The organism is Hydrogenophaga crassostreae (genome assembly GCF_001761385.1).
Taxonomy (GTDB): domain Bacteria; phylum Pseudomonadota; class Gammaproteobacteria; order Burkholderiales; family Burkholderiaceae_C; genus Hydrogenophaga; species Hydrogenophaga crassostreae.
In genome coordinates, this window is sequence record NZ_CP017476.1 from 1,549,257 (window position 1) to 1,572,281 (window position 23,025).

Annotated in this window: 20 protein-coding genes; 2 read left to right on the plus strand and 18 right to left on the minus strand. The window is 57.1% G+C overall.

Translation table 11 applies throughout. The annotated features are described in order from the left end of the window. Positions 1-106 precede the first annotated feature (106 nt). From LPB072_RS07175 to LPB072_RS23675, 14 genes are all read right to left on the minus strand, one after another. A complete protein-coding gene (locus LPB072_RS07175; protein ID WP_066093293.1) occupies positions 107-2,782 on the minus strand; it encodes a class I SAM-dependent methyltransferase in 2,676 nt (891 codons plus the stop codon). Next, positions 2,779-4,122, minus strand: coding sequence for an ABC transporter ATP-binding protein (locus LPB072_RS07180; RefSeq protein ID WP_066093296.1), 1,344 nt, complete (start codon positions 4,120-4,122; stop codon positions 2,779-2,781). The genes LPB072_RS07175 and LPB072_RS07180 overlap by 4 nt, the downstream gene beginning before the upstream one ends. Beyond that, positions 4,112-4,942 (minus strand): ABC transporter permease, encoded by an 831-nt coding sequence (locus tag LPB072_RS07185; protein WP_066093299.1) that lies wholly within the window; start codon positions 4,940-4,942, stop codon positions 4,112-4,114. The genes LPB072_RS07180 and LPB072_RS07185 overlap by 11 nt, the downstream gene beginning before the upstream one ends. Continuing rightward, on the minus strand, positions 4,939-5,484 hold the full coding sequence (rfbC, locus tag LPB072_RS07190) for a dTDP-4-dehydrorhamnose 3,5-epimerase (protein ID WP_066093302.1): 546 nt from the start codon (positions 5,482-5,484) through the stop codon (positions 4,939-4,941). Before rfbC ends, LPB072_RS07185 begins: the two co-directional genes overlap by 4 nt. After that, a complete protein-coding gene (gene rfbA / locus LPB072_RS07195) occupies positions 5,481-6,377 on the minus strand; it encodes a glucose-1-phosphate thymidylyltransferase RfbA (protein ID WP_066093304.1) in 897 nt (298 codons plus the stop codon). Before rfbA ends, rfbC begins: the two co-directional genes overlap by 4 nt. Then, complete coding sequence (gene rfbD, locus LPB072_RS07200; RefSeq protein ID WP_066093307.1) at positions 6,374-7,273, minus strand: dTDP-4-dehydrorhamnose reductase; 900 nt, start codon at positions 7,271-7,273, stop codon at positions 6,374-6,376. The genes rfbA and rfbD overlap by 4 nt, the downstream gene beginning before the upstream one ends. Then, the gene (gene rfbB / locus LPB072_RS07205; protein WP_066093310.1) at positions 7,270-8,334 is read right to left on the minus strand and encodes a dTDP-glucose 4,6-dehydratase; all 1,065 of its coding nucleotides are present in this window, start codon (positions 8,332-8,334) and stop codon (positions 7,270-7,272) included. The genes rfbD and rfbB overlap by 4 nt, the downstream gene beginning before the upstream one ends. Positions 8,335-8,430: 96 nt before the next feature. Then, positions 8,431-9,189: a glycosyltransferase family 2 protein gene (locus LPB072_RS07210; protein WP_197508922.1), complete on the minus strand. Its 759-nt coding sequence runs from the start codon at positions 9,187-9,189 to the stop codon at positions 8,431-8,433. Beyond that, positions 9,186-10,148 carry a glycosyltransferase family 2 protein gene (locus tag LPB072_RS07215; RefSeq protein ID WP_066093312.1) on the minus strand — a complete coding sequence of 321 codons (963 nt, stop codon included), beginning with the start codon at positions 10,146-10,148 and terminating at the stop codon, positions 9,186-9,188. Before LPB072_RS07215 ends, LPB072_RS07210 begins: the two co-directional genes overlap by 4 nt. A gap of 13 nt (positions 10,149-10,161) precedes the next feature. Then, positions 10,162-11,109, minus strand: a complete 948-nt coding sequence (locus LPB072_RS07220) for a glycosyltransferase family 2 protein (RefSeq protein ID WP_066093671.1) — start codon at positions 11,107-11,109, stop codon at positions 10,162-10,164. A 67-nt stretch (positions 11,110-11,176) separates the two neighbouring features. Then, complete coding sequence (locus LPB072_RS07225) at positions 11,177-12,247, minus strand: glycosyltransferase (protein WP_066093315.1); 1,071 nt, start codon at positions 12,245-12,247, stop codon at positions 11,177-11,179. A 17-nt stretch (positions 12,248-12,264) separates the two neighbouring features. Then, complete coding sequence (locus LPB072_RS07230; protein WP_066093318.1) at positions 12,265-14,064, minus strand: GDSL-type esterase/lipase family protein; 1,800 nt, start codon at positions 14,062-14,064, stop codon at positions 12,265-12,267. Positions 14,065-14,128: 64 nt separating this feature from the next. Continuing rightward, positions 14,129-15,295, minus strand: coding sequence for a nucleotide sugar dehydrogenase (locus LPB072_RS07235; RefSeq protein ID WP_066093322.1), 1,167 nt, complete (start codon positions 15,293-15,295; stop codon positions 14,129-14,131). Between the two features lie 556 nt (positions 15,296-15,851). Then, positions 15,852-16,115, minus strand: coding sequence for a hypothetical protein (locus LPB072_RS23675; RefSeq protein ID WP_197508923.1), 264 nt, complete (start codon positions 16,113-16,115; stop codon positions 15,852-15,854). 81 nt (positions 16,116-16,196) lie between these two features. On the opposite strand from LPB072_RS23675, the gene LPB072_RS07240 reads away from it, so the two are divergent. Further along, positions 16,197-17,069 carry a hypothetical protein gene (locus LPB072_RS07240; RefSeq protein ID WP_197508924.1) on the plus strand — a complete coding sequence of 291 codons (873 nt, stop codon included), beginning with the start codon at positions 16,197-16,199 and terminating at the stop codon, positions 17,067-17,069. Here LPB072_RS07240 and LPB072_RS07245 read toward each other — a convergent pair whose 3' ends face one another. The 4 genes from LPB072_RS07245 to LPB072_RS07260 all read right to left on the minus strand — a co-directional run bounded on the left by LPB072_RS07245 (position 17,070) and on the right by LPB072_RS07260 (position 21,552). Then, positions 17,070-17,984 carry an AEC family transporter gene (locus tag LPB072_RS07245; RefSeq protein WP_066093328.1) on the minus strand — a complete coding sequence of 305 codons (915 nt, stop codon included), beginning with the start codon at positions 17,982-17,984 and terminating at the stop codon, positions 17,070-17,072. It abuts the gene before it with no gap. A gap of 27 nt (positions 17,985-18,011) precedes the next feature. Next, the gene (locus LPB072_RS07250) at positions 18,012-18,446 is read right to left on the minus strand and encodes a DUF1850 domain-containing protein (protein WP_082877053.1); all 435 of its coding nucleotides are present in this window, start codon (positions 18,444-18,446) and stop codon (positions 18,012-18,014) included. A gap of 1 nt (position 18,447) precedes the next feature. Next, positions 18,448-20,481, minus strand: coding sequence for a TRAP transporter permease (locus LPB072_RS07255; protein WP_066093331.1), 2,034 nt, complete (start codon positions 20,479-20,481; stop codon positions 18,448-18,450). Positions 20,482-20,592: 111 nt separating this feature from the next. Beyond that, a complete protein-coding gene (locus tag LPB072_RS07260) occupies positions 20,593-21,552 on the minus strand; it encodes a TAXI family TRAP transporter solute-binding subunit (protein ID WP_066093676.1) in 960 nt (319 codons plus the stop codon). 208 nt (positions 21,553-21,760) lie between these two features. On the opposite strand from LPB072_RS07260, the gene xerD reads away from it, so the two are divergent. Next, positions 21,761-22,666 (plus strand): site-specific tyrosine recombinase XerD, encoded by a 906-nt coding sequence (gene xerD / locus LPB072_RS07265; protein WP_066093679.1) that lies wholly within the window; start codon positions 21,761-21,763, stop codon positions 22,664-22,666. Positions 22,667-23,025 lie beyond the last annotated feature (359 nt).

The window sequence follows — 23,025 nt, forward strand, 5'->3', positions numbered from 1 at the left end:
CTCATCCATTGGATGGCCCATTTGGGGCAATTTTTTGTTCAACCTGTTCCGAATCACTGAAGGTTTGAATTCACCGGGAACGGTTGGTGAGAATGCAGAATGATCGCTATAGGGTTATGCAGATTTTTCCAGAATCTGCCGCCCTGCGTTGAGTCCTCTCGACTTCGAGGTTGAGCCCTTCCAACGTCGTGCGTTGACAAGAAAGCTCGGGATCTTGAGTGAAGCGGTCCAGTGCTGAAGCCCGAATGATGCAAAGCACTGCCCGATGCGTGTTTTTGCCCTCGTCTGCACGCGCAACCTGGATTCCGACATACATGGCAGAAATTCTATGGTCACAATGCATGGCCATATAGGCCTGCCGGATCAATTCGGCATCTGGCATTGCCCATTCATTGGTGGTGCGGTCAATGTCGGGGGTTACCATTTTTGGAATTGCAACGAGTCTGTTTGCCTGGTTGATTTCAGAAACCTTGATCAGCAGATCGTTGTCGATGCGGGTGTGAAGGGTCGTGTGGCAGGCAATATTCAACTCGGTTGAGGTGCTGGCTGCGGACTCCAAAATGGATGCATCAACGGCCGTGAAATGCCAGTCAAACGGAATTGGCCAGTGACATGACTGCTGCAGCATGTGCGTCGCTTGATCGCGGCTTCCCACCAATGTGCAAACAGCAAGTTCTGTCGATTTCGTCCAATAGTCCAGCGCAATTGAAGGCAAAAAGAGTGCCTTTTTCAGCGGACTTGGCTGTCCCAGAAGCGGGCTTTTCCGTTGGACATTTTGATAGTCCCGCACCTGTTTGACCAGATTCTTGAGCGATCGCCGCTGGATGTACTGAGCGGATGACAGCTGCGTGAGTCTGCGGATAGCCTGGCTGCTTCGCAACTGCTCGAGTGCAGACTGCTGGCGTGTTTTGTCGAGGTCATCTTCCTGTCTATTGAGCACGGATCGGATGGATTCGCGCTCTTGCTCTATGTGCAGAATCTTTGCATCGAGGTTTGCACAATGCTGTTTGTATTGTGCAATTTGGTCCATGTCAATATTCAGCTGAGCACTCAGCTTGGCCACGGTTGTTTCTGATTCTTTCAATGACTCCTGGCTGTTCAGTTGCCTGAGTTTTCCTTCTTTCAACCAAATCCAGATGCTTTCCGAGTCAAACGCCTTCCCTGTCACCGCATGTTGAAACTGAAGTTCAGTGTCCATGAATTCACGGGCGTCGCTCGAATCCAGGTTTTTACCTGCCAGTTTCATGGCCCCTTGAACCAGCTCCAGAAGCGATATGCTTGACAGGTTACTTTGCGCACCAATCGTCGTTAGCTCTCCAACCGTTCCCCACAAGCTTCGGAAAACCATTTGGGCGAAAGAAAGTGGGTTGTTGCTGTGCCATTCCAGATCGAATGCGCTTGCGCTTCCATCGCGATGAATGCAGATGTTTTGTGGTATGCAGTCAAACAGCTCTTTGGGTATGGCCTGCTCCCAGTCAATCTGACCATTCACCAGCAAAGGGATGTTCCCGATTTGGCCCAAATGCATTGCATAGGTGCGCAAAAACCCGGCAACTTGCTCGCTGGTCCAATTGGGACGGGTGATCAGATCGATCAATGAGGCGCTGAGCAGGGCGTTTGGTGAATATGGCGCTTCGTTATCGATGGTGTGTCGGAACCCGCTGATTCCCACCTGTTGTTCGATTGAAGATGAGAGCTTATTGCGGACAATTTTGACGGGTGACAGGTCTGATGAACTGATGAAGATGGTTTCTTTGCAGAACTCTTTTTTTCTTTGCGTGCTGTAATGCCAGGCAAGGGTATCGCTTTTAGGCGTTTTCTTCTCTTTTCGGTGTGCGACAACCAGAAAAGAATTTGATACATCAGACGTTAAACCATTGGATGCAATGACTGGCCATGCCCGTTCCAGGCAGAAGTTGGGTTCCAGTGCCAGTTGCGGGTCCTTGCCTGCTGTTGAGACCAGAAAAGGCGTGGTATCGAATTGCGCATGTTCAATACCCGCCTGGGAGAGCACGCTCGCCGGCATTTTGTAGTCGGGGAAGGGGTACAGAAAATCAACCGATTCAAAACCTGCACGCTGCAGAAGTTGGGTGAGCGCCTGTTTTCCATAGGTTCGAACCCCTCCGGACACATACTTGTCTTCGAGCCCCAGCATCGCTTTGCCCAGATGGTCTTCAGGAGCGCCAGCGAAGTACTTCAAGCCCAGCTGGTTTTCGATGGCGATCACGAGGGAGCCCTGTTCCTTCAGGTGGTCCTTGGCTTTTCTGAGCATGTTGAGAGCGGGCTCTTGTCCACCAACAAACAAATTGGCATATTCAAGCACCCCTATCAGGGTCACTGCGTCAAATTGCTTTTCGGTTTCAAAGGCTGAAAACTCGTCGCAATAGACGGCAACGTTTTTCAGGTCGCGTGTTCTGGAGCGACTGATCTGTGCGCGCCTTTGGCTCCCTTCCAGGGCTACAACCGAATCTGAAGTTTCGCCCAGAAATCGTGTGATGGCACCGCAACCGGATCCAATTTCAAGTACCGTCCCTGAAAGGTATTGCGTTAGGGGCCTTAGCAGGTTTGCGCGTTGAGAGGACAGATGGTAGTTGGACGGCCAGTCGGTGATTTGGGTTCTCAGTTCGGTCGAGAGCACGGACAAGTCAGTGGCTGCACCTATGATTGCACTGATTCTGTTCTCTACATCGTCGCCGTCGCTGTAGGAAAACGCAACATGACCGGGTCGTTGCCACACCCCATTGTTTTCATTCTGGGTGTAGGTTTGGATTTGGTTTTTCATTGGTCTAAACGCACAACATGCTCAATAGACAAATTCATTTGAACCAGGCCGAAAAATGGTTCAGGTGGTTCGACGGCAAAGTGTATTGAATCGTATCGTCTGTCGTGGGGGGTGATGGTTTCACCGTCTCGCGTGGCGATGCCAAGGGAGACGAAATAGTCGCCGGGTGCGAGGTTTGCTTGGATGTTTGCCGACAGCATGACTGTGCTGTTGATCTCTCCTATCTCTCGCATGCTGCCTATGTTGAGCAACTCTGAATTGGATCCATACAAGGTCACGCCTTCCTTGGTCTTGACCGTAAGGCCAAAAATAGGATTGATGAGTTTTTTGAAAAACTTGACGGTGAGCTGAAGGGTGATCGTTTTCCCGGTTTTGACCGATAGGGGGTATTCGATACCATCGCATTCGGTATGGAAATCCAGAATTTCGGCTGATTTGTCACCCCAGCGGTATTCGTAGGGGTTGTATCCCTGGCGGGCTGAGAACAGATCGCTATCGACCGACAGATGATGGGTATTTGATTTGGGTGTAGACGATTTTGTCGGCGCGCTGGTTGGCACAGCAATGGCATGCTGATCTTTACCGAAAAGCACATCGTAGTAGCGGTTGACCACCATCTTGGGGTCACCCTGTTCCAGAACCTCGCCCCGCTCGAGCAAAATGGCGCTGTCGCAATGAGTGACTATTTGTTCTGACGAATGGGTGACCAGCAATATGCTGGTGCCATTCTCTTTGAGCTGGCGAAGGCGCTCAAAGCACTTTGCTTGAAATTTTGCGTCGCCTACGGAGAGGGCTTCATCGACTATGAGTATGTCAGGGTCGATTTGAGCCTGAACAGAAAAGGCCAATCGAACCATCATGCCACTTGAATAGCTTTTGATGGGCTCGTCGATGAATTTTCCAATATCTGCGAATTGAATGATCTGATCAAAGCGCGCGTCAATTTCACTCTTTTCCAGGCCGAGCAGGGCTGCATTCATGTAGACGTTATCTCGTCCACTGAAATCAGGGTTGAAGCCGGAGCCCAGTTCTAAAAGAGCGGCCACACGGCCCTTTGTTTCGATTGTGCCGCTGCTGGGCGTGAGGGTGCCGCAGATCATCTGAAGCAGCGTGGATTTGCCACTGCCATTTTGGCCAATGATGCCAATGGTCTTTCCTTTTGGAATTTCAAAGGAAACATTCCTCACTGCCCAGAAATCCCGGTGATAGAGCTTTTCTTGCCTTCCGAGGAGGCGGTGGATCCGCGGCAGCAGCGACTGCTTCAGGCGGTCCTGTGGTTTGTCATAGACGTGATAACACTTGTCCAGGGCGCTGACCTTGATGGCTACGTCAGATGACATCTGCGAATCCTTTTCTGGTCCTTTGGAAGAACAGGAATCCGACCACCATGACCAAGGCGCAGACAGCTGTGTAGGCCAGCCATGCCTGTCCGCCGGGGCGTTGATTGTGTAAAAGGGCTGCTCTCAATGTTTCGACAACAAATGTGATTGGGTTGATGTGGTAAATCCATTGCAGCTTGGGGTTGACCGAAGACAGCGGGTAAAAAATTGGGCTGAGGAACATCAGGGCGGTGAGGACGGGGGCAATGATCTGCCCGATGTCTCGCAAGAAGACCCCGAGTGCCGAGATCAGCCATGTCAGACCCATGACCAGCATGAGGAGCGGGAAGACGATCACTGGCGTGTAGAGCACGGTCCAGGTCAGATCCCAGCCTGAGAACAGCACCAGCACGATCACGACGGCGTAGGCGACGAGGAAGTGGAACAGGGCGGCAAGGACCGTGACGATGCTGAGCACTTCCAGCGGAAAGATGATCTTTTTGACGTAGTTGGGGTTGGAGGTGATGAGATAGGGGGCCTTGCCAATGCATTCGGCAAAGAGGTTGTAGACCAGCAGACCCGAAAACAAGGCTGCGGCAAAGTCCAGGTGGTTGGCGCTTTTGGCGCCTGCCCATTTGGACTGGAATATTTCACCGAAAACGAAGGTGAACACCGACACCATCATCAATGGTGTCAGCACCGACCAGAAAATGCCGAAAAGGGAGCCCTTGTAGCGCCCCTCAATTTCGCGTTTGGTCAGCGCAAAAATGAGGTTCTTCTGACGCCATAGTGTCAGTAGGAGGGCCTTGGGTGACGCTGGGTGTAGCGCATGAGGGTTCACTCAAACACCTCGGCGGTTGCCAGCGCTTTCCCCGCGAGGTCTTTGGCCGACAGGTTGGGCTGGGCAGTGATGGGCCATTCGATGGCCAGGTCTTTGTCGTTCCAGGCAATGCTTCGCTCGTGTTCGGGAGCGTAGTAGTCGGTCGTCTTGTAGAGAAACTCGGCTGTTTCACTGAGCACGACAAACCCGTGCGCGAATCCAGGCGGAACCCAGAGCTGGTGCTTGTTCGTTTCATTCAGTACGACCCCAACCCACTGACCAAAGGTCGGTGAGGATCGGCGGATATCGGCCGCGACGTCAAACACCTCGCCCTGTACCACCCGAACCAGCTTGCCCTGTGGTTGCTGGATTTGATAGTGGAGGCCACGCAGAACCCCTTTGCCGGATTTTGAGTGGTTGTCCTGCACAAACGAAACCTCATGACCAACGGCTTCGACAAACGCTTTGTGATTGAAACTTTCGAAGAAAAACCCCCGCTCGTCGCCAAATACCTTGGGCTCAAAGAGGATGACTTCGGGGATGGATTGCTTCGTGGCTTTCATGCAGTGAGCCCTTCCGATTTAAGGAGGTGTTGCAGGTATTGGCCGTAGCCATTTTTGGCCAGTGGCGCAATCAGCTTCTCCAGCTCGGTCTGACCGATCCATCCAGCCCGGTAAGCAATTTCTTCTGGACACGCAACCTTGAGACCCTGCCGTTTTTCGAGTGTGGCGATGAACTGGCCCGCTTCGAGCAGGCTGTCGTGGGTGCCCGTGTCGAGCCAGGCGTAGCCGCGGCCCATCAGTTCAACGTGAAGTTTCTGGTCCTTCAGAAAAAGCGAGTTCAGATCCGTGATTTCCAGCTCGCCTCTTGGAGAGGGTTTGAGGCCTTTGGCTCGCTCGACGACGCTGTTGTCATAGAAGTACAAACCGGTCACCGCAAAATTGCTTTTGGGTTTGGCCGGCTTTTCTTCCAGGCTCAGCACCTGTCCGCTTGGCGAAAACTCGGCAACGCCATAGCGATGGGGATCGTTCACGTGGTAGGCAAAAACCGTCGCGCCTTCCGTGCGCTGGTCGGCGCTGTGCAGCAGGCTGGCGAAATCGTGACCATAAAAAATGTTGTCGCCGAGTACCAGCGCTGAAGGGCTGTCGCCGATAAAGTCTTCGCCAATGATGAAGGCTTGGGCAAGGCCGTCCGGGCTGGGCTGCACCGCGTATTGCAGGTTCAATCCCCATTGGCGGCCGTCACCCAGCAGTTCTTCAAAGCGTGGCGTGTCGTGGGGCGTCGAGATGATCAGAATGTCTCGAATGCCAGCCAGCATCAGGGTGCTGAGCGGGTAGTAAATCATCGGCTTGTCGTAAACAGGCATGAGTTGCTTGCTTACCGCCTTGGTCACAGGGTACAGGCGCGTGCCAGAGCCCCCAGCCAGAATGATGCCTTTGCGTTGAGTTGTCGTCATAGGATGTGGTCCAGTATGGGTTTAAGGCCCTCTTGCCACGTAGGCAAAGGAAGTCCAAACGTTTGCCGAAACTTTTCGGTATTCAGGCGGGAGTTGCTCGGGCGCCGGGCCAGGGTGGGGTATTGCGAGCTGGGGATGGCGGTCACATCGCAGGCTTTGATTTTGAGCACAGACGCCGCGGCGCGGTCCGATTTCTCCGCATAGTCGAGCACGAATCGTGCGTAGTCGAACCAAGTGGTGTCGCCCGATGCGCACAAATGGTAGAGCCCGAAAGGAAAGGGTTTGGTGTTGCCTTCTTGTAGCTGACCGATCAGCTTCGCTGTCACTTCCGCCAACAGGGCCGCCGACGTGGGCGCACCGTGCTGATCGTTGACGATACTCAGACGGTCGCGATCAGCTGCCAGTCGCAACACTGTTTTTGCGAAGTTGTTGCCATGGGCCCCGACCACCCAACTGGTGCGCAGGATGATGTGGCGGTCTGTTGCACGCTGCAATGCGATTTCGCCGGCCAGCTTGCTTTGACCGTAGGTTCCAAGCGGCGCAGGCACATCATCCTCGACATACGGTTCGGCTTTGCTGCCATCGAACACGTAGTCGGTTGAGTAGTGAACGACGCAGGCACCCAGCCTGGCGGCTTCTTCACCCATGATGCCCGGCGCATGGCCATTGACGGCCATGGCGAGGTCGATTTGTTCTTCGGCCTTGTCAACAGCGGTATAGGCCGCAGGGTTGATGATGACGTGGGGCTGTATGCGCCGGATCAGCGCGCGCAGCGCCTGCGGATCGGCCAGATCGCAGTCGTTGGAGTCCACCGCATGCACATCACCCAATGGGGTCAAGGCTCTCTGAAGCTCAAATCCGACCTGGCCATTTTTGCCGGTCAGCAGCATTCTCATGCACTGGCTCCATACTGCTGTCCCATCCAGTTGCGGTAGTCACCACTTTGAACATGGGCGACCCACTCAGGGTTGTCGAGGTACCACTGCACGGTTTTCCGGATGCCGGTATCAAACGTCTCCGCGGGTTTCCAGCCCAGTTCCTTGTGGATCTTGCTGGCGTCGATGGCATAGCGGCGGTCATGTCCTGGGCGGTCCTTGACGTAGGTCACCTGATCGAAATAGTGGCCGCCACCTGATTTGGGCCGCAATTCATCGAGCAACCCACAGACTGTTTTGACAATGTCGATATTCGGCTTCTCGTTCCATCCGCCGACGTTGTAGGTTTCACCCAGGCGGCCAGCTTCCAGTACGCGGCGAATGGCGCTGCAATGGTCTTTCACATAGAGCCAGTCGCGCACCTGCATCCCGTCGCCATACACGGGCAGGGCTTTGCCAGCCAGCGCGTTGACGATCAGCAGTGGAATGAGTTTTTCGGGGAAGTGGTACGGCCCGTAGTTGTTCGAGCAGTTTGTGGTGAGAACGGGCAGACCGTAGGTGTGGTGGTAGGCGCGCACCAGGTGGTCGCTGGCCGCTTTGCTCGCCGAATAGGGGCTGTTGGGTGTGTAGGGAGTGGTCTCGGTGAATGGCGCGTCATTGGGGCCGAGCGTTCCGTAGACCTCGTCGGTCGATACATGGAGAAAGCGGAAGCCAGTTTTGGCGTCGCTTTCAAGGCCACTCCAGTGGGCCCGCACCGACTCGAGCAAATGAAAGGTGCCAACCACATTGGTCTGGATGAAGTCTTCTGGCCCATGAATGGAGCGATCCACGTGGCTTTCTGCGGCGAAATTGACGACGGCCCGGGGTTGGTGCTCACGAAGCAACTGGTCGACAAGCGCGCGGTCGCCAATGTCGCCTTGCACGAACCGGTGAGCTTGGTTGTCACGCAGGCTGGACAAGTTTTCCGGGTTGCCCGCGTAGGTCAGCTTGTCGAGGTTGACCACCGGCTCTTCCGATTGCGCAAGCCAGTCCAGCACAAAATTGGCGCCAATAAAACCAGCGGCGCCTGTTACCAAAATCATTTAGAACTCCGTTTTGTGAGGCATGCTCAAGCTTGTGCAGTGACGCAAGTTGTTGCCCGAATAGTGAAATGAAGACGCACGGCGTGCTGGTTTGACCTATTTGGGGCGTTCGAGGCGCCCCAAATGTTTTCCAAAGTACCGCGCCATGCTCGCCGCATGCCACCGCATGTACAAGGGGTCGTGGCGACTGGCCCGTTGAGCTTCGTGAATCACAGTGACACCGGTTTCGCACACCACTTTCCAGCCAGTCCGCCATAGCCGGGCGCAGATATCTACATCTTCGTAATAGAGGTGGAATTTAGCATCAAAACCTCCCACATCCCGAAAAGCCTCGGAGCGAAACAGGAGGAACATGCCTGCCGCCCATTCGATGGGATGGGGCACACTTTGGGCGGTTGGTTGAAAGTGGTAGCGGCCATCGTCCATTCCGACAAGCTTTTTCCCCAGGCTCCAGGGGGTGGGGAAATGGCGTGCATTGTCTTCGGGAAGGCCCGCCGGACTCAAAACCAGAGGCGCAACAACCCCCACTTGTGGATCGTCAAAACAGGCCAGCAAGCGCGGCAACGGGTCTGACAGCAAGCGCAGATCGGGGTTGGCAACACAAAAATAGGGATGGGTGTTGCCGGTGAAGGCTTGGTTGTGGTTGCCGGCAAACCCCAGCGGGCTTGGGTTGGTGATAAGCCGGCTGGGAATGTGGGCGGGCATCTGGATTCCGCCTTCCGCGAGGTTCTCCGTGAAAATGAGCTCGTCGATGCCCTTTACCCGATCCAGGTCGGACAGGAAGAGGTTGGCCAGATGGTTTTGACGGTGGCTGACCACCGAAAGGCGGATGCCGTGGTTGGAGGCGGTGTTCACAGTTTGCGCAAAATACGGTACATCAGCCTCTGAAGAGGTGGAAACGGCCAGGCCAGGGCCTTTGCCATGCGCAAGATCAACCGTTGCCTCATGCCCAGGCGATCCTGGTATACCGCCAGGAAGGCGTTGGCTTGCTGGGCATTCAAGCGAAATATCTCACTGTGGCGGTCGTCGAACAGCCGGTGGAAGTAGCTGCGAAACACCACCGGCTGGTCTTTTTCCTTGGCACCGATGGCATTGCTGGCGTGTTGGCGGTAGTCGATCAGCGCCTGATCCAGGTAGCTGCGGGTGCCCAAGGCGCTTGCGACCATGGACAACCACCAGTCGTGCATGATGGCATCGGGGGAAACGGGTAAACCGGTCTCGAGCAATGCCCGGTTCATCAGACTGGTGCAGCCGGTCAAGGTGTTGCTCAGCACCTGGGCCGCCAGGCTGCTTCGGGCCGTCTGCAGGCCTTGGTAACGCGCCATGCTCGGGGCCAGTTCCACGCCTTCTTCGGAAATGACTCTCAGGTCGCTGTGAACCAGGGCCGGGCGGCCGGGGTTCAAGCTTTCCAGCTTCTGCATCTCTGCGACGCAGTTCGACAGTTTGTCGTTGTGCCAGATATCGTCCTGATCAGACAAGGCGATATAGGCTGCGCGATGGTTGTCGCGGTGTTTGCTCAGCGCGCCATTCATGAGGTGGGAGAAGCTGCCGCTGGCTCCCAGATTACCCAAGTCGTCGCGGATGACCTCGATTTGACCGGGGAAACGGGTCTCGAAGTCCCGCAGGATGTCGGGCGAAGCATCGGTCGATCCATCGTCCCTGCACAGCATGGACACTTGAACGCCGGTTTGGGTCAGGATCGAGTGGATCTGCTCGGCCAGAAATTTGGCGCCGTTGTAGGTTGGCATCAAAACCAACACGTGGGCGATCGGCCCGGCGTGGTCGGTATTTGGGGGGATGTTGGTGACGGGCATGAAGGAAAAACGTTCAGATCTGTTTGAGCAGCAGGCCGAGCCACAACGAAGCCCGACCCGATGCCGTTTGCCGCCACAAGTGGCCCGAGCGGGCAAGGCGCAACCGCTCGAAAGGGTTTGCATGGCTGCGCATTTGCTTGAATACCTGCAAGGTTTCAAGTGCGGCCTTGTCAAGCAATGGGCCCAGGTCGCTCATGGCCGATTCGGTCTTGTTGCCCCAACTGCGGTATTGGCCTCGAAACAGCATGCCCAGACGCAGCACTTTGTCCCAAGACCGCCCCTGCGAACCAACGAGATTGCCGCCATGTTGGCGGTAGAGCAGGCACGGCGTGGTGTCAAAGTGGATGCGCCCCCCACAGCCTGTCACGGTTTGGTAGGCAGACCAATCGTGCCAAACCGCGTGCTCGGGCTGGATGTGTCGCAGTCGCTCCAGCAATGCCACATTGAAGACCATCGTGTTGCCACTGATCACGTTCTGCAGCAACGCGTTGCCGAATCCCAGCGGCTGGGTCGGGCGCTGGCTGAGTCCGGCCGGTTGCAGCCGGTCGTTGACCAGGCGGGTCAGCGCGCCGTAGAGTGCCGGCGTTTGCGGGGCAGGGCGCATGTCACCCAATGCAGCAATTGCCCGGCTGAGTTTTTCCGGTAGCCACACATCGTCTTGATCGGCAAAGGCCAGAAAGTCGGATGCCTGTTCAGGCTGAACCGACTGCAGCAAGTGAAAAAAATTGGCGGTTGGGCCCTTTGACGGGCCCGTCAAGAGGTGAATCCGGTGCGAAGGATGTTGCCTGGCAAAAGCCTCGCAGATGGCCAGCGTGTTGTCCCTGGAGCCATCGTCGCTGATCCACAGCGCCCAGTTGGTGTGATGCTGGGCTGCAATGGAGTCGAGTTGTTCGCGCAGGTAGGCTGCCCCCTCATAGGTGGCCATGAGGATGTGGATCAGAGGACCATGGTTGCTGGACATCGTGGGCTGCGCGCCAAGGCCGTTCAGGACCATTGGCTACAACATTCAAAGTGGAGTGGTCGCCATCTCAAGGCGTGTCCATGGGCCGGCCAACGACTTCTTCAACGAAGCCCTTGAGGTGTTCGCTGAATACCTGGGTTGTGCAGTGTTCCTGAAACAGGCGATGTCCGTTGGTGGCAATTTTTTGCCGAAGCTCGGGGTCGTTCTTCAGCGCCAGGATGCCGTCTGCCAAGGCTTGGGGATTGGCCGCATCCACCAGATAGACGCTTTCCCCGTGCGTCAACAGCTCCTGCACGGGTGCGTTGCGGCGGGTGATCAGGGGCTTGCCCATGCCAATGGCTTCGATGACCTTGTTGGTCAGAACCAAATCGGCTCTGGCGTTGTCGCCAAAAATACCCAGACATACATCCGCCCGGGCCATGAAATCGGCGAGCTTGGCATAGGGAACCGGGTCGTGGAAAGTCACGTTGTTCAACTGAAGTTCTTTGACCAGCTGCATGTCGGCATCGTAGGTGATGCCTTTGCCGACGATCTGAAACTTCACGCCTTTGTCTTCAAGCAGCTTCGCTGCATTCAGAATGTGGCGGACGCCGTGAAAGGGAATGTACTCACCATGGAAATGCACCAAGAAATCGCCATCCGCGGGTCGCATCGGGCCAGGACGAATGACCGAATCGTCAACGGCAAAGAACTGCCGGCGAAACTTGGTGACGCTGGTTCCAATTGACTCGCCGAAGTGGCGAATCATGTGGTGGCTGTCGAGAATGGAGAGGGTGCTGGTCTGGTAGGAAAGCCAGTCACTCAGCGCAAAGATGCGTGCCTTGAACGTTCCCGGCAACGCTTTTTCCCGGTCGTACACCATGGTGTCGTACGTGGAAATGTACATATCGAACAGGATGGGCTTCCAGGTCAACAGACGGATAAATGGCATCAATAGCTGCCCATAAAAACCCACGACGATGGCATCACAGCCAGGGGCTTTCATGATGGTATTGAGCAGCAGGCCCGGGTAGTGCTTGAATGACTTGTCAGGTGGCAGGCAGGTCACAACCTCGAAGCCCTGCTTGCGAAGAGAGGCCAGCACGATGCGCGTGCGCGAATAGGCCTCTTCACGGCCTGCAACATACAGAATTTTCATGAACGGGCGCCGTCGGGTCAGTAGCGGAAACTGGCCAGCAGCATCACATTGGAGGTGTCTTTTGTGTTTTGCAACTGAGTGCCGTAGGTGGCGCGGAGTTGCACTTGCTTGGCGACGTCGAGTGTTGCCTGCAAGGCGAGTTGCGTGCGGTTGATGTGCGGCGACGCAAATTCTTCGGTTTGCACGAGCCCCGGCGTTCCCAGTTCTTCCATCGACACCCGGATGGCATCCCGGTACAAACTGGTGACGTGGTTCAGGCTGCCTCCCCACCGCAACGTTTTCCCACCGCTGAGGTAGATGGGCTTGGATTGCACATCAATGCCCAGACCCGTCAGCAGTTCACGCATTTGATTGGAGCCATAGCGCACGTCTGTCGTGTACAGCGATTTGACGTTCGCCGAATTGAGGTTGTGGGTTTGGCCCGTGAAAGAAACCCAAGGGGTGAAATCCCAGCCTGTTGAGGTGAGCGGATAGCGCAGCGTGTTCTCCAGGGACCACGTGTCGCCCGTGCTGCGGTTCTGCAGGCTCAGGTTGACCATGTCATCCCGCGCCTGACTGTCAAACTGCAGATTCAAGTGCGACAGTTTGCTGCTGAAGCTCAGATCGTTGATGGGTTGATGCCAGAAAAGGGACAGTGCGTTGGCCGTGTAGGTTCTGCCATACCGCTCTTGAGCCGCGTCCAGCCCGTTGGTCTGCTGGTACTGGTACACCGCAACCCCGATGCGTCCGCCGTCTGGTTTCGCTTCCGATCCCAGCCCGGTATCGAGTGCAAGTCCACTGGGACCAGACTGTTCAAAGGCGGTAGAGGAAGCAAATGGGCGGAATACGGTGCTCGTCTGGGGGCGCAGTGTCAGCGCATTCGATTCGCTCATGCCCAGTGGCAGCAAGCGGAACCCATATTTCAAGTTGTGCTGCCCTGCCAGACCCAGCACGAGCGTGCCGTCGTCAATGTCTTTGTTGATTTGCTCCGATGCCTGTGCTCCCGCCGTGATGCTGTTGGCCCAATCCCAGCCTCGGGTGAGGTAGTGCTGGTAGACCCGCGTGATGATTTCCTGTCCACGGCTTCCGAAATGGATCTCGTCCTGGTAGAGCGCATCGATGGCAGCTCTTGAGGGCGAAGCCGTCGTCACGTTGGTGAATCCGTATGCCTTGGGGTCGGCAAACACACGCTCGAACGGCGTATACATATCGACAGCGATGATGTTCTTGTTGCCGTTCGCAATGCCTTCCAGCACGGAATTCCACATACGGACCTGGCCGTCTGTCCCGTCAGACACGCCAGGGCTCCTGCCCCAGTTCGAGAGCTGGGTCACAAAAATACGGCGGTTGTCTTCTGCCGCACCTGCAGCCACCAGCCGGGCAATACCTGTTTGGTAGCCCGCGGTTGCCTTGACGAGTCCGTCAGGGCTTCCTGTTCGACCGATGTCGTTGTGGCCCAGGTAAACGACCGTGAGGTCGCCGTCTGCTATCGGCTTGTTGCGGCTCAACGCCTTGTTGATTTGTTGGTCAAAAGCGCGAACCTCTCCCGAGGAGGCACGAGCGCCACCAATGGCAAAGTTGTCGTTTTCCTGTACGAGGCCCCTGGCTTGCAATTGCTGGGACCAGTTGATGGTGCCAAGGGAGCCGGTGAAGGACGGATCTGAATAGCTGTCGCCAAATACGCGCATTGTGTTGACGTGCACCGAACCCAGTGCGCTGCCGCCATCACTGCTGAACGGGCTCGATACAGCAGAAACCCCCGACCCTCCGCTGCTTGCGCAGCCCGTGAGCAGGGCTGCGGCCAGGGTGGTAAGCGCAAAAGTGGTGGTGTGGTTCATGGCAGGACTTGCTTGAATGGTGTTGGTAGCGGGCCAGCAGGCGTGATTGTGTCTGGGCAGCGGATCAATCGCTACCGAACAAGTCTCGGGTAAAGACTTTGTCTTGAACGTCGTCTAGGTGCGCTGTTCGGCGATTGGTGATGATGACATCGGCCTGCGCTTTGAAGGCAGCCAGGTCGTTGACAACGGGGGAGTGGAAGAACTCGGGATCTGACAACGCGGGTTCATAAATGATCACGCTGACCCCTTTGGCCTTGATGCGTTTCATGATTCCCTGGATGCTGGACGAACGGAAGTTATCAGAACCCGCTTTCATGATCAGCCGGTACACACCGACCGTTTTGGGATTCTTGCGCAGAATGCTTTCAGCAATGAAGTCTTTGCGGGTGGTGTTGGATTGAACAATGGCCTGAATCAGGTTCTGGGGCACGGCCTGGTAGTTGGCCAGCATCTGCTTGGTGTCTTTGGGAAGGCAGTAGCCACCGTAGCCAAATGAAGGGTTGTTGTAGTGGCTTCCAATGCGTGGGTCCAGACCAACGCCTTCGATGATCTGGCGGGAGTTCAGATCATGGGCCGCTGCGTAGGTGTCCAGCTCGTTAAAGAAGGCCACGCGCATGGCCAGATAGGTGTTCGAGAACAGCTTGACGGCTTCGGCTTCGGTTGAATCCACGAACAGCACCGGAACGTCCGGCTTTTGCGCGCCTTCTTGCAGCAACCTGGCAAAAGTTCTTGCGCGCTCGGATCGTTCCCCGACGATGATGCGCGAAGGATTCAGGTTGTCGTACAGGGCCTTGCCTTCGCGCAGAAACTCTGGCGAGAACATGATGTTTGTACTGCCAAGCTCTTCACAAATGCGTGCGGTATAGCCGACCGGGACGGTGGATTTGATCACCATCACCGCCTCGGGGTTGATGGCCATCACGTCGCGAATAACGGCCTCAACCGACTGGGTGTTGAAGTAGTTGGTTTTGCTGTCGTAGTCGGTGGGTGTGGCAATGATCACAAAATCGGCGCCCGCGTAAGCCTCTTCCTTGTTCAGGGTTGCGCGCAGATTCAGTGCTTTTTCCTTCAGATAGGCTTCGATCTCCGAGTCTTCAATCGGGCTCTCGCGGCGGTTGATCTGATCAACTTTGGTTGCCAGGATGTCGAGGGCCACAACTTCATGGTTTTGAGCCAAAAGTATGGCATTCGACAGCCCGACATAGCCTGTACCTGCGACTGCAATTTTCATGTGTGCCTTCAAGATCTGGGTAGCGCCGAAGTGTGGGCGAAGCGCGTTTGTATTCTGTGAACATGCCGCTCAAGTGCCAAATCAAACCATGATCAGTTCAACAAGCAGGCGTTTGAGACAGGCGTATGCGAAGCGCCCATGCGACTTTGGTGTTAACCCTTGATTTTGCCATATTGGCTCGTGGGCAGTGGTGGTCAAACCTCTCATGGAAGGGAAGTCCATCACCCGGCAGGTTTCTTTGCGTGACGCAATGCGCAGGGCTTGATGGATTCGGACGCAAAGGCAGGTGCAAAGGAGAGGTGTGTGAGACACTACTCCACTCTTTGTTTCAGATTTCCGGGTCCTTGGGCACCGCTTGCCCCAGATCACTTGAACTTTGCCCTCGTTGCTGAGTCCATCTGGCTGTGCTTCCCGCACCCCCGGCTCCTGCTTGATGATGGACTGTTGCCATTGAGTCGCGGCTTTACAGTCTTGTGCGCCTTCAGGCGGATATTGTTCCGCCTTGGCTGCGCACCCAATATTTTGTCCCCATATGCACCCCCCAAAAATCGGCGTTTCAGGAACAGGCTTTATTGCTACGGGCCTTGTTCATCTGCTTGAACGAAGCCCTGATTTCTTGATTTCCAAAGTTCTGACGCGCCGCCCGCTGGGCTCCGTGGACAGCATCGCATCCTGCTACCTGACCAACTCCATCGCCGAGATGGTGGAGGGATCCGACATCGTTTTCGAATGCTCTGGCGACGCGATTCACGCGACAGATGTGGTTCTGTGTGCCACCGAGGCCGGCAAACGGGTGGTGACCATCAATTCCGAATTTCATGTCACCACCGGATCGTTTTTTGCGCAACGCGGTGACTATGTCACCGAAGCCGATGGCGATCAGCCAGGCTGCCTGGCGCGGTTGAAGCTGGAAATCGAGGGAATGGGGTTTGAGCCTCAGGCGTATGTGAATCTGAAAGGTTTTTTGAATCCAAACCCCACGCACCGCGACATGACCTATTGGTCAGAGAAGCAGGAGCTTGCCCTGGATCAAGTGGTGTCGTTTACCGATGGCACCAAACTGCAAATTGAGCAGGCCTTGGTCGCCAACGGGCTGGGCGCGACAATTGCTTGTGAAGGCATGATCGGATCAACGGTCGACAGTCTCAGCGATCTGGATTATCTGGTTGACGCCTCGAACCGGGCAGACATGCCTGTGAGCGATTACGCCCTGTGCAAAGGCGCTCCTCCGGGGGTGTTGATCGTGGCCCGGAACCCTGAGGCCGACCGTCGCCCAGGGTATTTGCCGTTCTCGCGTCTGTTGACCACTGAAGGCAGTGGGTTTGTTTTGTTGCGCCCCTTTCATCTGTGCCACCTTGAGGCACTGAACACAATTCGCAAAGTCGCTCTGGGCGAACCGGAATTGCTGAACAACTCATCTGCGCCCCGAATCGGGGTTGGGGCAGTTGCCAAGAATCCAATGAAGGTCGGAACCGTGATCAAGAAGGGTGCGGGTGGTTTTGATGTGCGCGGTCAGGCTGTGCACATGGAGGATCACCCCGATGCTGTCCCTATCTGTCTTCTGAAAAACACAAAAGTGATCCGCGATGTCGAGCCCGGCGAAGTTGTGCGTTTCGAGCATGTGGCTTTGGCAGACACTGCCGCCCTGCGGTTGTATCGCAAGATCAGGCGGTCGGTACAGGAGAAACGCCAGATGCTGTCGAGCAATTTCTGCTGCGTTGGTTTGGCAGATTTTTTCACTTCCACTCCAATGCAGTTATTGAGCCTGGTGTGATCACCTGATAGCGGCCAGTACGCCCAGCGCGAATGGAAGGCTGGCAATACCCAGCAGGGTAGACAGGGTCACCAGGCCCGCGACGTAAGGTCCGTCGTAACCCATGCGTGCTGCCAGCACGTAGCAGCTGGATGCGGTCGGCACCGCTGAAAACATCAGCAATACGGTGCTCTGCGTCGGGTCCAGGCGAAACAACATGGCGATGCCCAGCGCAAGAATGGGCAGACCGACATGTTTGACGGTCAATACCGCTATGCCGAGGGTTTTTGCCGACCGGAGCGAGGCAAACTGCATGCCTGCACCGGCAGCCATCAGACCGAGTGCCAGGGAGGCTTGTCCGATGCGGGTAACAGTTGGCTCCAGCCAGAAAGGTATGTGCATGCCCATCAGATTGGCGACCAGGCCCGAGAGCGTTGCCAGAATAAGCGGGTTGCGCAAGAGCTCGCCGCCAAAGTGCTTTTTCGCATGGCGGGCCATGGGCCAGACCGCACCCACGTTGAACAGCGGTACGCACACGCCGATCAACACCGCGATGAATTGAAGGCCCTGCGGGCCGGCTACTTTGCTGGCCAGCGCCAATGCAATGAAGGAATTGAAGCGAAAGCCAACCTGAGCGCTGGCCGCGTGCATGCGGGGGTCGATCTGGCGCCCGATCCAGGGCCAGTAAGGCAGCGAGTACGACAGCAATATGCCCGAAACCCCTAGCGTTAGCCCGGCGCCCATCAGACTGGATGCGGTTCCAACTTCCAGCGGTGTTTTGACGATGGCCTGAAAGAGCAAAACCGGGAACAGGAAGTAATACACCAGGCTCTCGGTGGGTTCCCATACCTTGCGGTTAAGCGCGGTGAAACGGCACAGTAGGTAGCCAATCAGGATCAGCGAGAAGTCGGGGAAAAGCAGTTGGGCGAAGTTCACAAGGCGGGCGCGGGCGAAAGGGCCCCATTATCTGGGTTGTGCTTCGCTTGGTGTTTTGCAGGGTGTCAACAAGGTGATATCCCCGTCAGATGGCAACCAACGAGCAAGTGGATCGCAGCGCCCGTTGGCGCACCATTCGTAGTCGGCGGTATAGGCCGACCGGGTTAGCCGCAGCCCTTGGGGTGACCACGTTGCGGGTTGGTATTCGTACCAGCCGTCGCGCAACACGGCATCTTCGGGCGGTTCCATGCCGGCGGCCGAGCCACGCACGCGCGCGCCTTTGGCCCTTAGCACAGGTTGGCGGGGTGAAGCTGTTGACCACTCCACCGCATAGTCTTCTTCCCACCGCACTTTTTCGATGGAGTGCGTCCAGGCCAGTGTGAAGTGTTCGGTCGGCACGAACACCGGCTGTGCCCGTGGACCACTTGCCAGCAGAATCAGGCAGACGCCGAGTGCCCCCATGTCAGGCGTTGTTGGCGCTTATGGCGCCATTGCGTCGCTCGCTCCAAACGTGCCAGATCACGAACAGCACCACCGCGCCCAAGCCCAGTTCGTCGGTCAGAGGCAAGGCCACCACCAACAGACTGGCTGCCATGAAGGCGGCGATGCGTTCGAGCCAGTTGAGGGGTCCTATCAGGTAGCCGATGGCCGCTGCACCCCACATGCCAATGGCGACCAGCGCCTTGAAGACCACCCAGGCGGTGGCCATCCAGCCGCCATCGCCTTGCAGCATCAGGGCAGGGCTGTACACCGCCATGTAGGGCACCACAAAACCTGCAATGGCCACCCGGATGGCTTGCATGCTGATTTTCAGCCCGCTTTCTCTCGCAATGGGAGCCGCAGCAAATGCGGCCAGCGCCACGGGTGGGGTGAGGTCGGCCATGATGCCGAAGTAGAAGACGAACATGTGCGAAACGATCAGCGGCACTCCCAGTTCGAGCAACACGGGTGCTGCCAGCGAGCTGGTGATGATGTAGTTCGGGATCGTAGGGATGCCCATGCCCAGAACCAGGCAGGTGACCATGGTGAGCAGAAGCGCCAGGAACAGGCTTTCGCGACCAATGGCAATGATGTGACCGCCCATCTCAGCGGCCACGCCTGTGAGGTTGATGATGCCGATGATCACGCCAACCAGCGCGCAGGCAATGGCCACAGGCACGGCATGGCGAGCCCCTTCCACCAGTGCTTTCACTGCAAGCTTGCGTGCGTCGCCTCCGACGCGGCGGATGAACGTCAGGGCCACCAGCACGGCCGCCAGCACAAAAAAGGTCCCCACACCAAACTCGTAGAACCCGGCACTGGCCAGACCGAGCAGGGCCCAGAACAGTGAGCGCAGCGCCAACCCCTTCACGCCAGAAATCACGGCTGCGCCAAAGATCAGGATCACGGTGAGGCCAAGGCCAACCGTGCCTGAAAACAGCGGCGTGTAACCCGAGAACAGCAGGCCAACCAAGCCGGCCAATGGCAACAGCAGGTACCAGCGCTCGCGCACGGCGGCCAGCGGGTCAGGGCATTCTTCTTTGGGCAAACCGACCAGATTCTTGCGGCCGGCTTCCAGGTGAACCATCCAGAAAGCGGTGGCGAAATAGAGAATGGCTGGAATCAACGCGGCCTTGACGATGTCAAGGTAGGGGACGTTGATGGTTTCGGCCATGATGAAGGCGACCGCGCCCATGACTGGCGGCATGATCTGGCCGCCCATGCTCGATGTTGCTTCTACACCGCCGGCGAAAGCCGGGCTGTAGCCGAAGCGCTTCATGAGGGGGATGGTGAACTGCCCGGTGGTGACCACATTGGCCACACCCGAACCGTTGATGGTGCCCATCAAGCCCGAAGAGATCACCGAGACCTTGGCCGGACCACCGCGCGTGTGGCCCACCGTGCCCATGGCGAAATCGTTGAACAGGTTGATCATGCCAGCCTGCTCCAAAAAGGCGCCGAACAGAATGAACAAGAATATGTAGGTGGACGACACATAGGTGGGTGTGCCGTAGATGCCTTCGGTGCCGAATGCAAGGGTGCTGACGATCTGGTCGAGGCCGAAACCGCGGTGCGCCAGCATGCCGGGCAGGTGTTGGCCGAACAGGCCATAGGCGAGGAAGGTGCCACAGATCAACGGCAAGCCCCAACCCATGGCGCGGCGCGCGGCTTCAAAAACCAGCGCCACGGTGACCACGCCGATCACCCAGTCTGGCTCGATCAGTTCGCCTGCTCGGAGGGTGAGGTCAGCCTCAAAATACCAATGGTAGAAGCTGAAGGCAAAGCCGGTCAGCCCGAGCGCCCAGCCCAAACCACGCCAGAAAGCGTTGCGCCCGCCCATGGGCGGGTACAGCACGAACACCATCAGCAGGACAAAGCCAACGTGAATGGCGCGCACCACCTGGCTCGAGATCGGACTGAATGCCGCAGTGACGAGCTGAAAGCTGGAGAACGCAATGGCAATCCAGAACAGCAAGCCGGTGACGCTGGTTTTGGGGGAGTCTTGGGTGTCGGTCATGGGGTAGCTTGGGCCGGGTAGGCTCCATCAAAAAAGAAGCGGCCCCGCTTTGGGGCCGCTTCGATATGCGTGGTCAGGCAGGGTATGCGCGACCACAACCTTGGTGCTGAATTACTTCAGCAGGCCCACTTCTTTGTAGTACTTTGCGGCACCTGGGTGCAGCGGCACGGGCATGCCCTTGATGGCGTTTTCGCGCTTGATGACCTTGGCAGCATTGTGGGCGGCATAGAGGGTATCGATGTTCTCATACATCTGCTTGGCCATTTCGTAAGCCACTTCATCGGACACGCCCGAATGCGTCACCAGGAAGTTGGGGATGGCGGCGGTGGCCACATCGGCGGTCTGGCCTGTGTAGGTGTTGGCCGGAATCACAGACACTTGATAAGCATCGTCACCGACTTTGGCAATCACGTCGGCAGGCACGGGAATCACCACGATCTGCACGGAAGTGGCCAGATCACGGATCGAGGAAACACCGAGGCCTGCGGACTGCAGCGTGGCGTCAAGCTGGCGGTTTTTCATCAACTCCACCGACTCGCCAAAAGGCAGGTACTCAACCTTGGACAGATCGGAGTAGGCGATGCCAGCGGCTTTGAAGATGGCGCGTGCGTTGAGCTCGGTGCCGGACTTGGCTGCGCCTACGGAGATGCGCTTGCCTTTCAGGTCGGCCAGCGTCTTGATGCCGGAGTCGGCATTGGCGACGATCTGGATGTAGTTGTTGTAGGTGCCCGAGAGACCGCGCAACTTGTCGAGTTTCTTGGGGAAACCGGCTTCGGCTTCGCCTTTCCAGGCATTGGACACCGCATCGCCCAGGGCCAATGCCAGTTCACCGCGACCGGCTTGCAGCAGGTTGAGGTTCTCGGCCGATGCCTTGGTTACCTGTGCGGTGGCGCGAACGTTGGGAATGGTTTTGGCGTAGATCTGCGACAAGGCCACACCCATGGGGTAGTAAACGCCGCTCTGGCCGCCCGTCAAGATGTTGATGAATTGCTGTTGCTGGGCCACTGCGGCACCTGTGGCGAGCGCGGCGCCTAGGCTGACAGTGAGGCCAATTTTGTGAATCAATCGCATGAGAAGGGTCTCCAGATCAGGGTGAAAAATCAAAGCGTCAGAATACAGCATGTTGATCCAATGCCCCAGAGCCAAGTGCTGGTTTCTCAGGCGGGTTTTCCCGGGTGGCTGCGCTCCAGGCAGCGGCCTTTTTCATGACCGTTTTTGAGTCGCGCCAGTGAAGCAATCCCCCAGGTCCTCACCTCCTGCCGTGCCACCCGACCCCGTGCTGGCCGCGGCTGGGCGGGCGCAAGCTGAATCGTTTGCCGACGCGCTGTGGCTGGAAGAAGGGCTTTCACGCAACACGCTCGATGCCTACAGGCGAGACCTGGTGCTGTTTGCTGACTGGCTTGCTGCCCGGAGCCGGAGTCTCAACGCCGCTGGGGAGGGCGACATCAACGGCTACTTTGCCGATCGCCATGCGTCGACCCGCGCAACCACCGCCAACCGGCGCCTGACCGTGTTCAAGCGCTACTTCCGCTGGGCATTGCGCGAGCGCTTGGTCGCAACCGACCCGACCCTGCGGTTGATGGCTGCGCGCCAGCCGATGAGGGTGCCGAAAACGCTGAGTGAGGCCCAGGTTGAAAGGCTGCTCAATGCGCCCGACACCGCCACGCCGCTTGGTCAGCGCGACCGTGCCATGCTTGAGCTGATGTATGCCAGCGGCCTGCGTGTAAGTGAACTGGTTTCGCTCAAAACCTTCCATGTGGGGCACAACGAACATGTCTTGCGCATCACGGGTAAAGGCAACAAAGAGCGGTTGGTGCCATTTGGCATGGTGGCGGGCCAATGGCTGCAGACCTGGCTGAACGAAGGTCGGCGCGAGTTGCTTGCCGGACGGCAAAGCGAAGATCTGTTCATCACCGCGCGCGGCTCCAGAGCGGGAGAAGCCATGAGCCGGGTGATGTTCTGGAACCTGGTGAAAAAATACGCCCAGCATGCGGGCATCACTTCTCCGCTTTCGCCCCATACGCTGCGCCACGCGTTTGCCACCCATTTGCTCAACCATGGTGCCGACTTGCGCGCCGTTCAGATGCTGCTTGGACACACCGATATTTCCACCACGACCATCTACACCCATGTGGCCCGTGAACGCCTGAAAAGCATCGTCGCCCAACACCATCCCAGGGGATGAAGGATGGTCACTGCAAAGCGATGGGCTTCTAGGTCAGCGTGTCATCGCTCAGATCGGAATCGATCAGGCACTTTGCGGCGAAGAATCTGTTGTGTCCAGGCGTCGGGAATCCGGCGTGTGCGCCAAAGGCCTTCAGGGTCATTGGCGTTGCAAGCGGTGCAAGGTCACTTCGACGAACAGGAACAACTTCGCGGACTTGCGGTTGAGCACCCATGCGTTGCCGGCCACCTGCTCCCTCTTATCTGAAACGCCAACCCGGGGTGGCCGGTGACAAGGCGTTCCCTGCCCGGAAGCTCGACAACGGTTGAGCTTCAGCCCACCATCTGCATGGCCAGGCGATGCGGCACCCTGGCCGAGCC

Bases quoted from the DNA above. Each gene is read 5' to 3' on its own strand.
- LPB072_RS23675 (WP_197508923.1), bottom strand. From the start codon at position 16,115: ATGAAATTCGGAATTGATGGTCACCACCCGTTTGCCGGCCTCGGTGGC.
- rfbD (WP_066093307.1), bottom strand. From the start codon at position 7,273: ATGAGAATGCTGCTGACCGGCAAAAATGGCCAGGTCGGATTTGAGCTT.
- LPB072_RS07180 (WP_066093296.1), bottom strand. From the start codon at position 4,122: ATGTCATCTGACGTAGCCATCAAGGTCAGCGCCCTGGACAAGTGTTAT.
- LPB072_RS07175 (WP_066093293.1), bottom strand. From the start codon at position 2,782: ATGAAAAACCAAATCCAAACCTACACCCAGAATGAAAACAATGGGGTG.
- LPB072_RS07255 (WP_066093331.1), bottom strand. From the start codon at position 20,481: ATGACCGACACCCAAGACTCCCCCAAAACCAGCGTCACCGGCTTGCTG.
- LPB072_RS07230 (WP_066093318.1), bottom strand. From the start codon at position 14,064: ATGAACCACACCACCACTTTTGCGCTTACCACCCTGGCCGCAGCCCTG.
- rfbC (WP_066093302.1), bottom strand. From the start codon at position 5,484: ATGAAAGCCACGAAGCAATCCATCCCCGAAGTCATCCTCTTTGAGCCC.
- LPB072_RS07250 (WP_082877053.1), bottom strand. From the start codon at position 18,446: ATGGGGGCACTCGGCGTCTGCCTGATTCTGCTGGCAAGTGGTCCACGG.
- rfbA (WP_066093304.1), bottom strand. From the start codon at position 6,377: ATGACGACAACTCAACGCAAAGGCATCATTCTGGCTGGGGGCTCTGGC.
- LPB072_RS07260 (WP_066093676.1), bottom strand. From the start codon at position 21,552: ATGCGATTGATTCACAAAATTGGCCTCACTGTCAGCCTAGGCGCCGCG.
- LPB072_RS07225 (WP_066093315.1), bottom strand. From the start codon at position 12,247: ATGAAAATTCTGTATGTTGCAGGCCGTGAAGAGGCCTATTCGCGCACG.
- LPB072_RS07215 (WP_066093312.1), bottom strand. From the start codon at position 10,148: ATGCCCGTCACCAACATCCCCCCAAATACCGACCACGCCGGGCCGATC.
- LPB072_RS07220 (WP_066093671.1), bottom strand. From the start codon at position 11,109: ATGTCCAGCAACCATGGTCCTCTGATCCACATCCTCATGGCCACCTAT.
- LPB072_RS07235 (WP_066093322.1), bottom strand. From the start codon at position 15,295: ATGAAAATTGCAGTCGCAGGTACAGGCTATGTCGGGCTGTCGAATGCC.
- rfbB (WP_066093310.1), bottom strand. From the start codon at position 8,334: ATGATTTTGGTAACAGGCGCCGCTGGTTTTATTGGCGCCAATTTTGTG.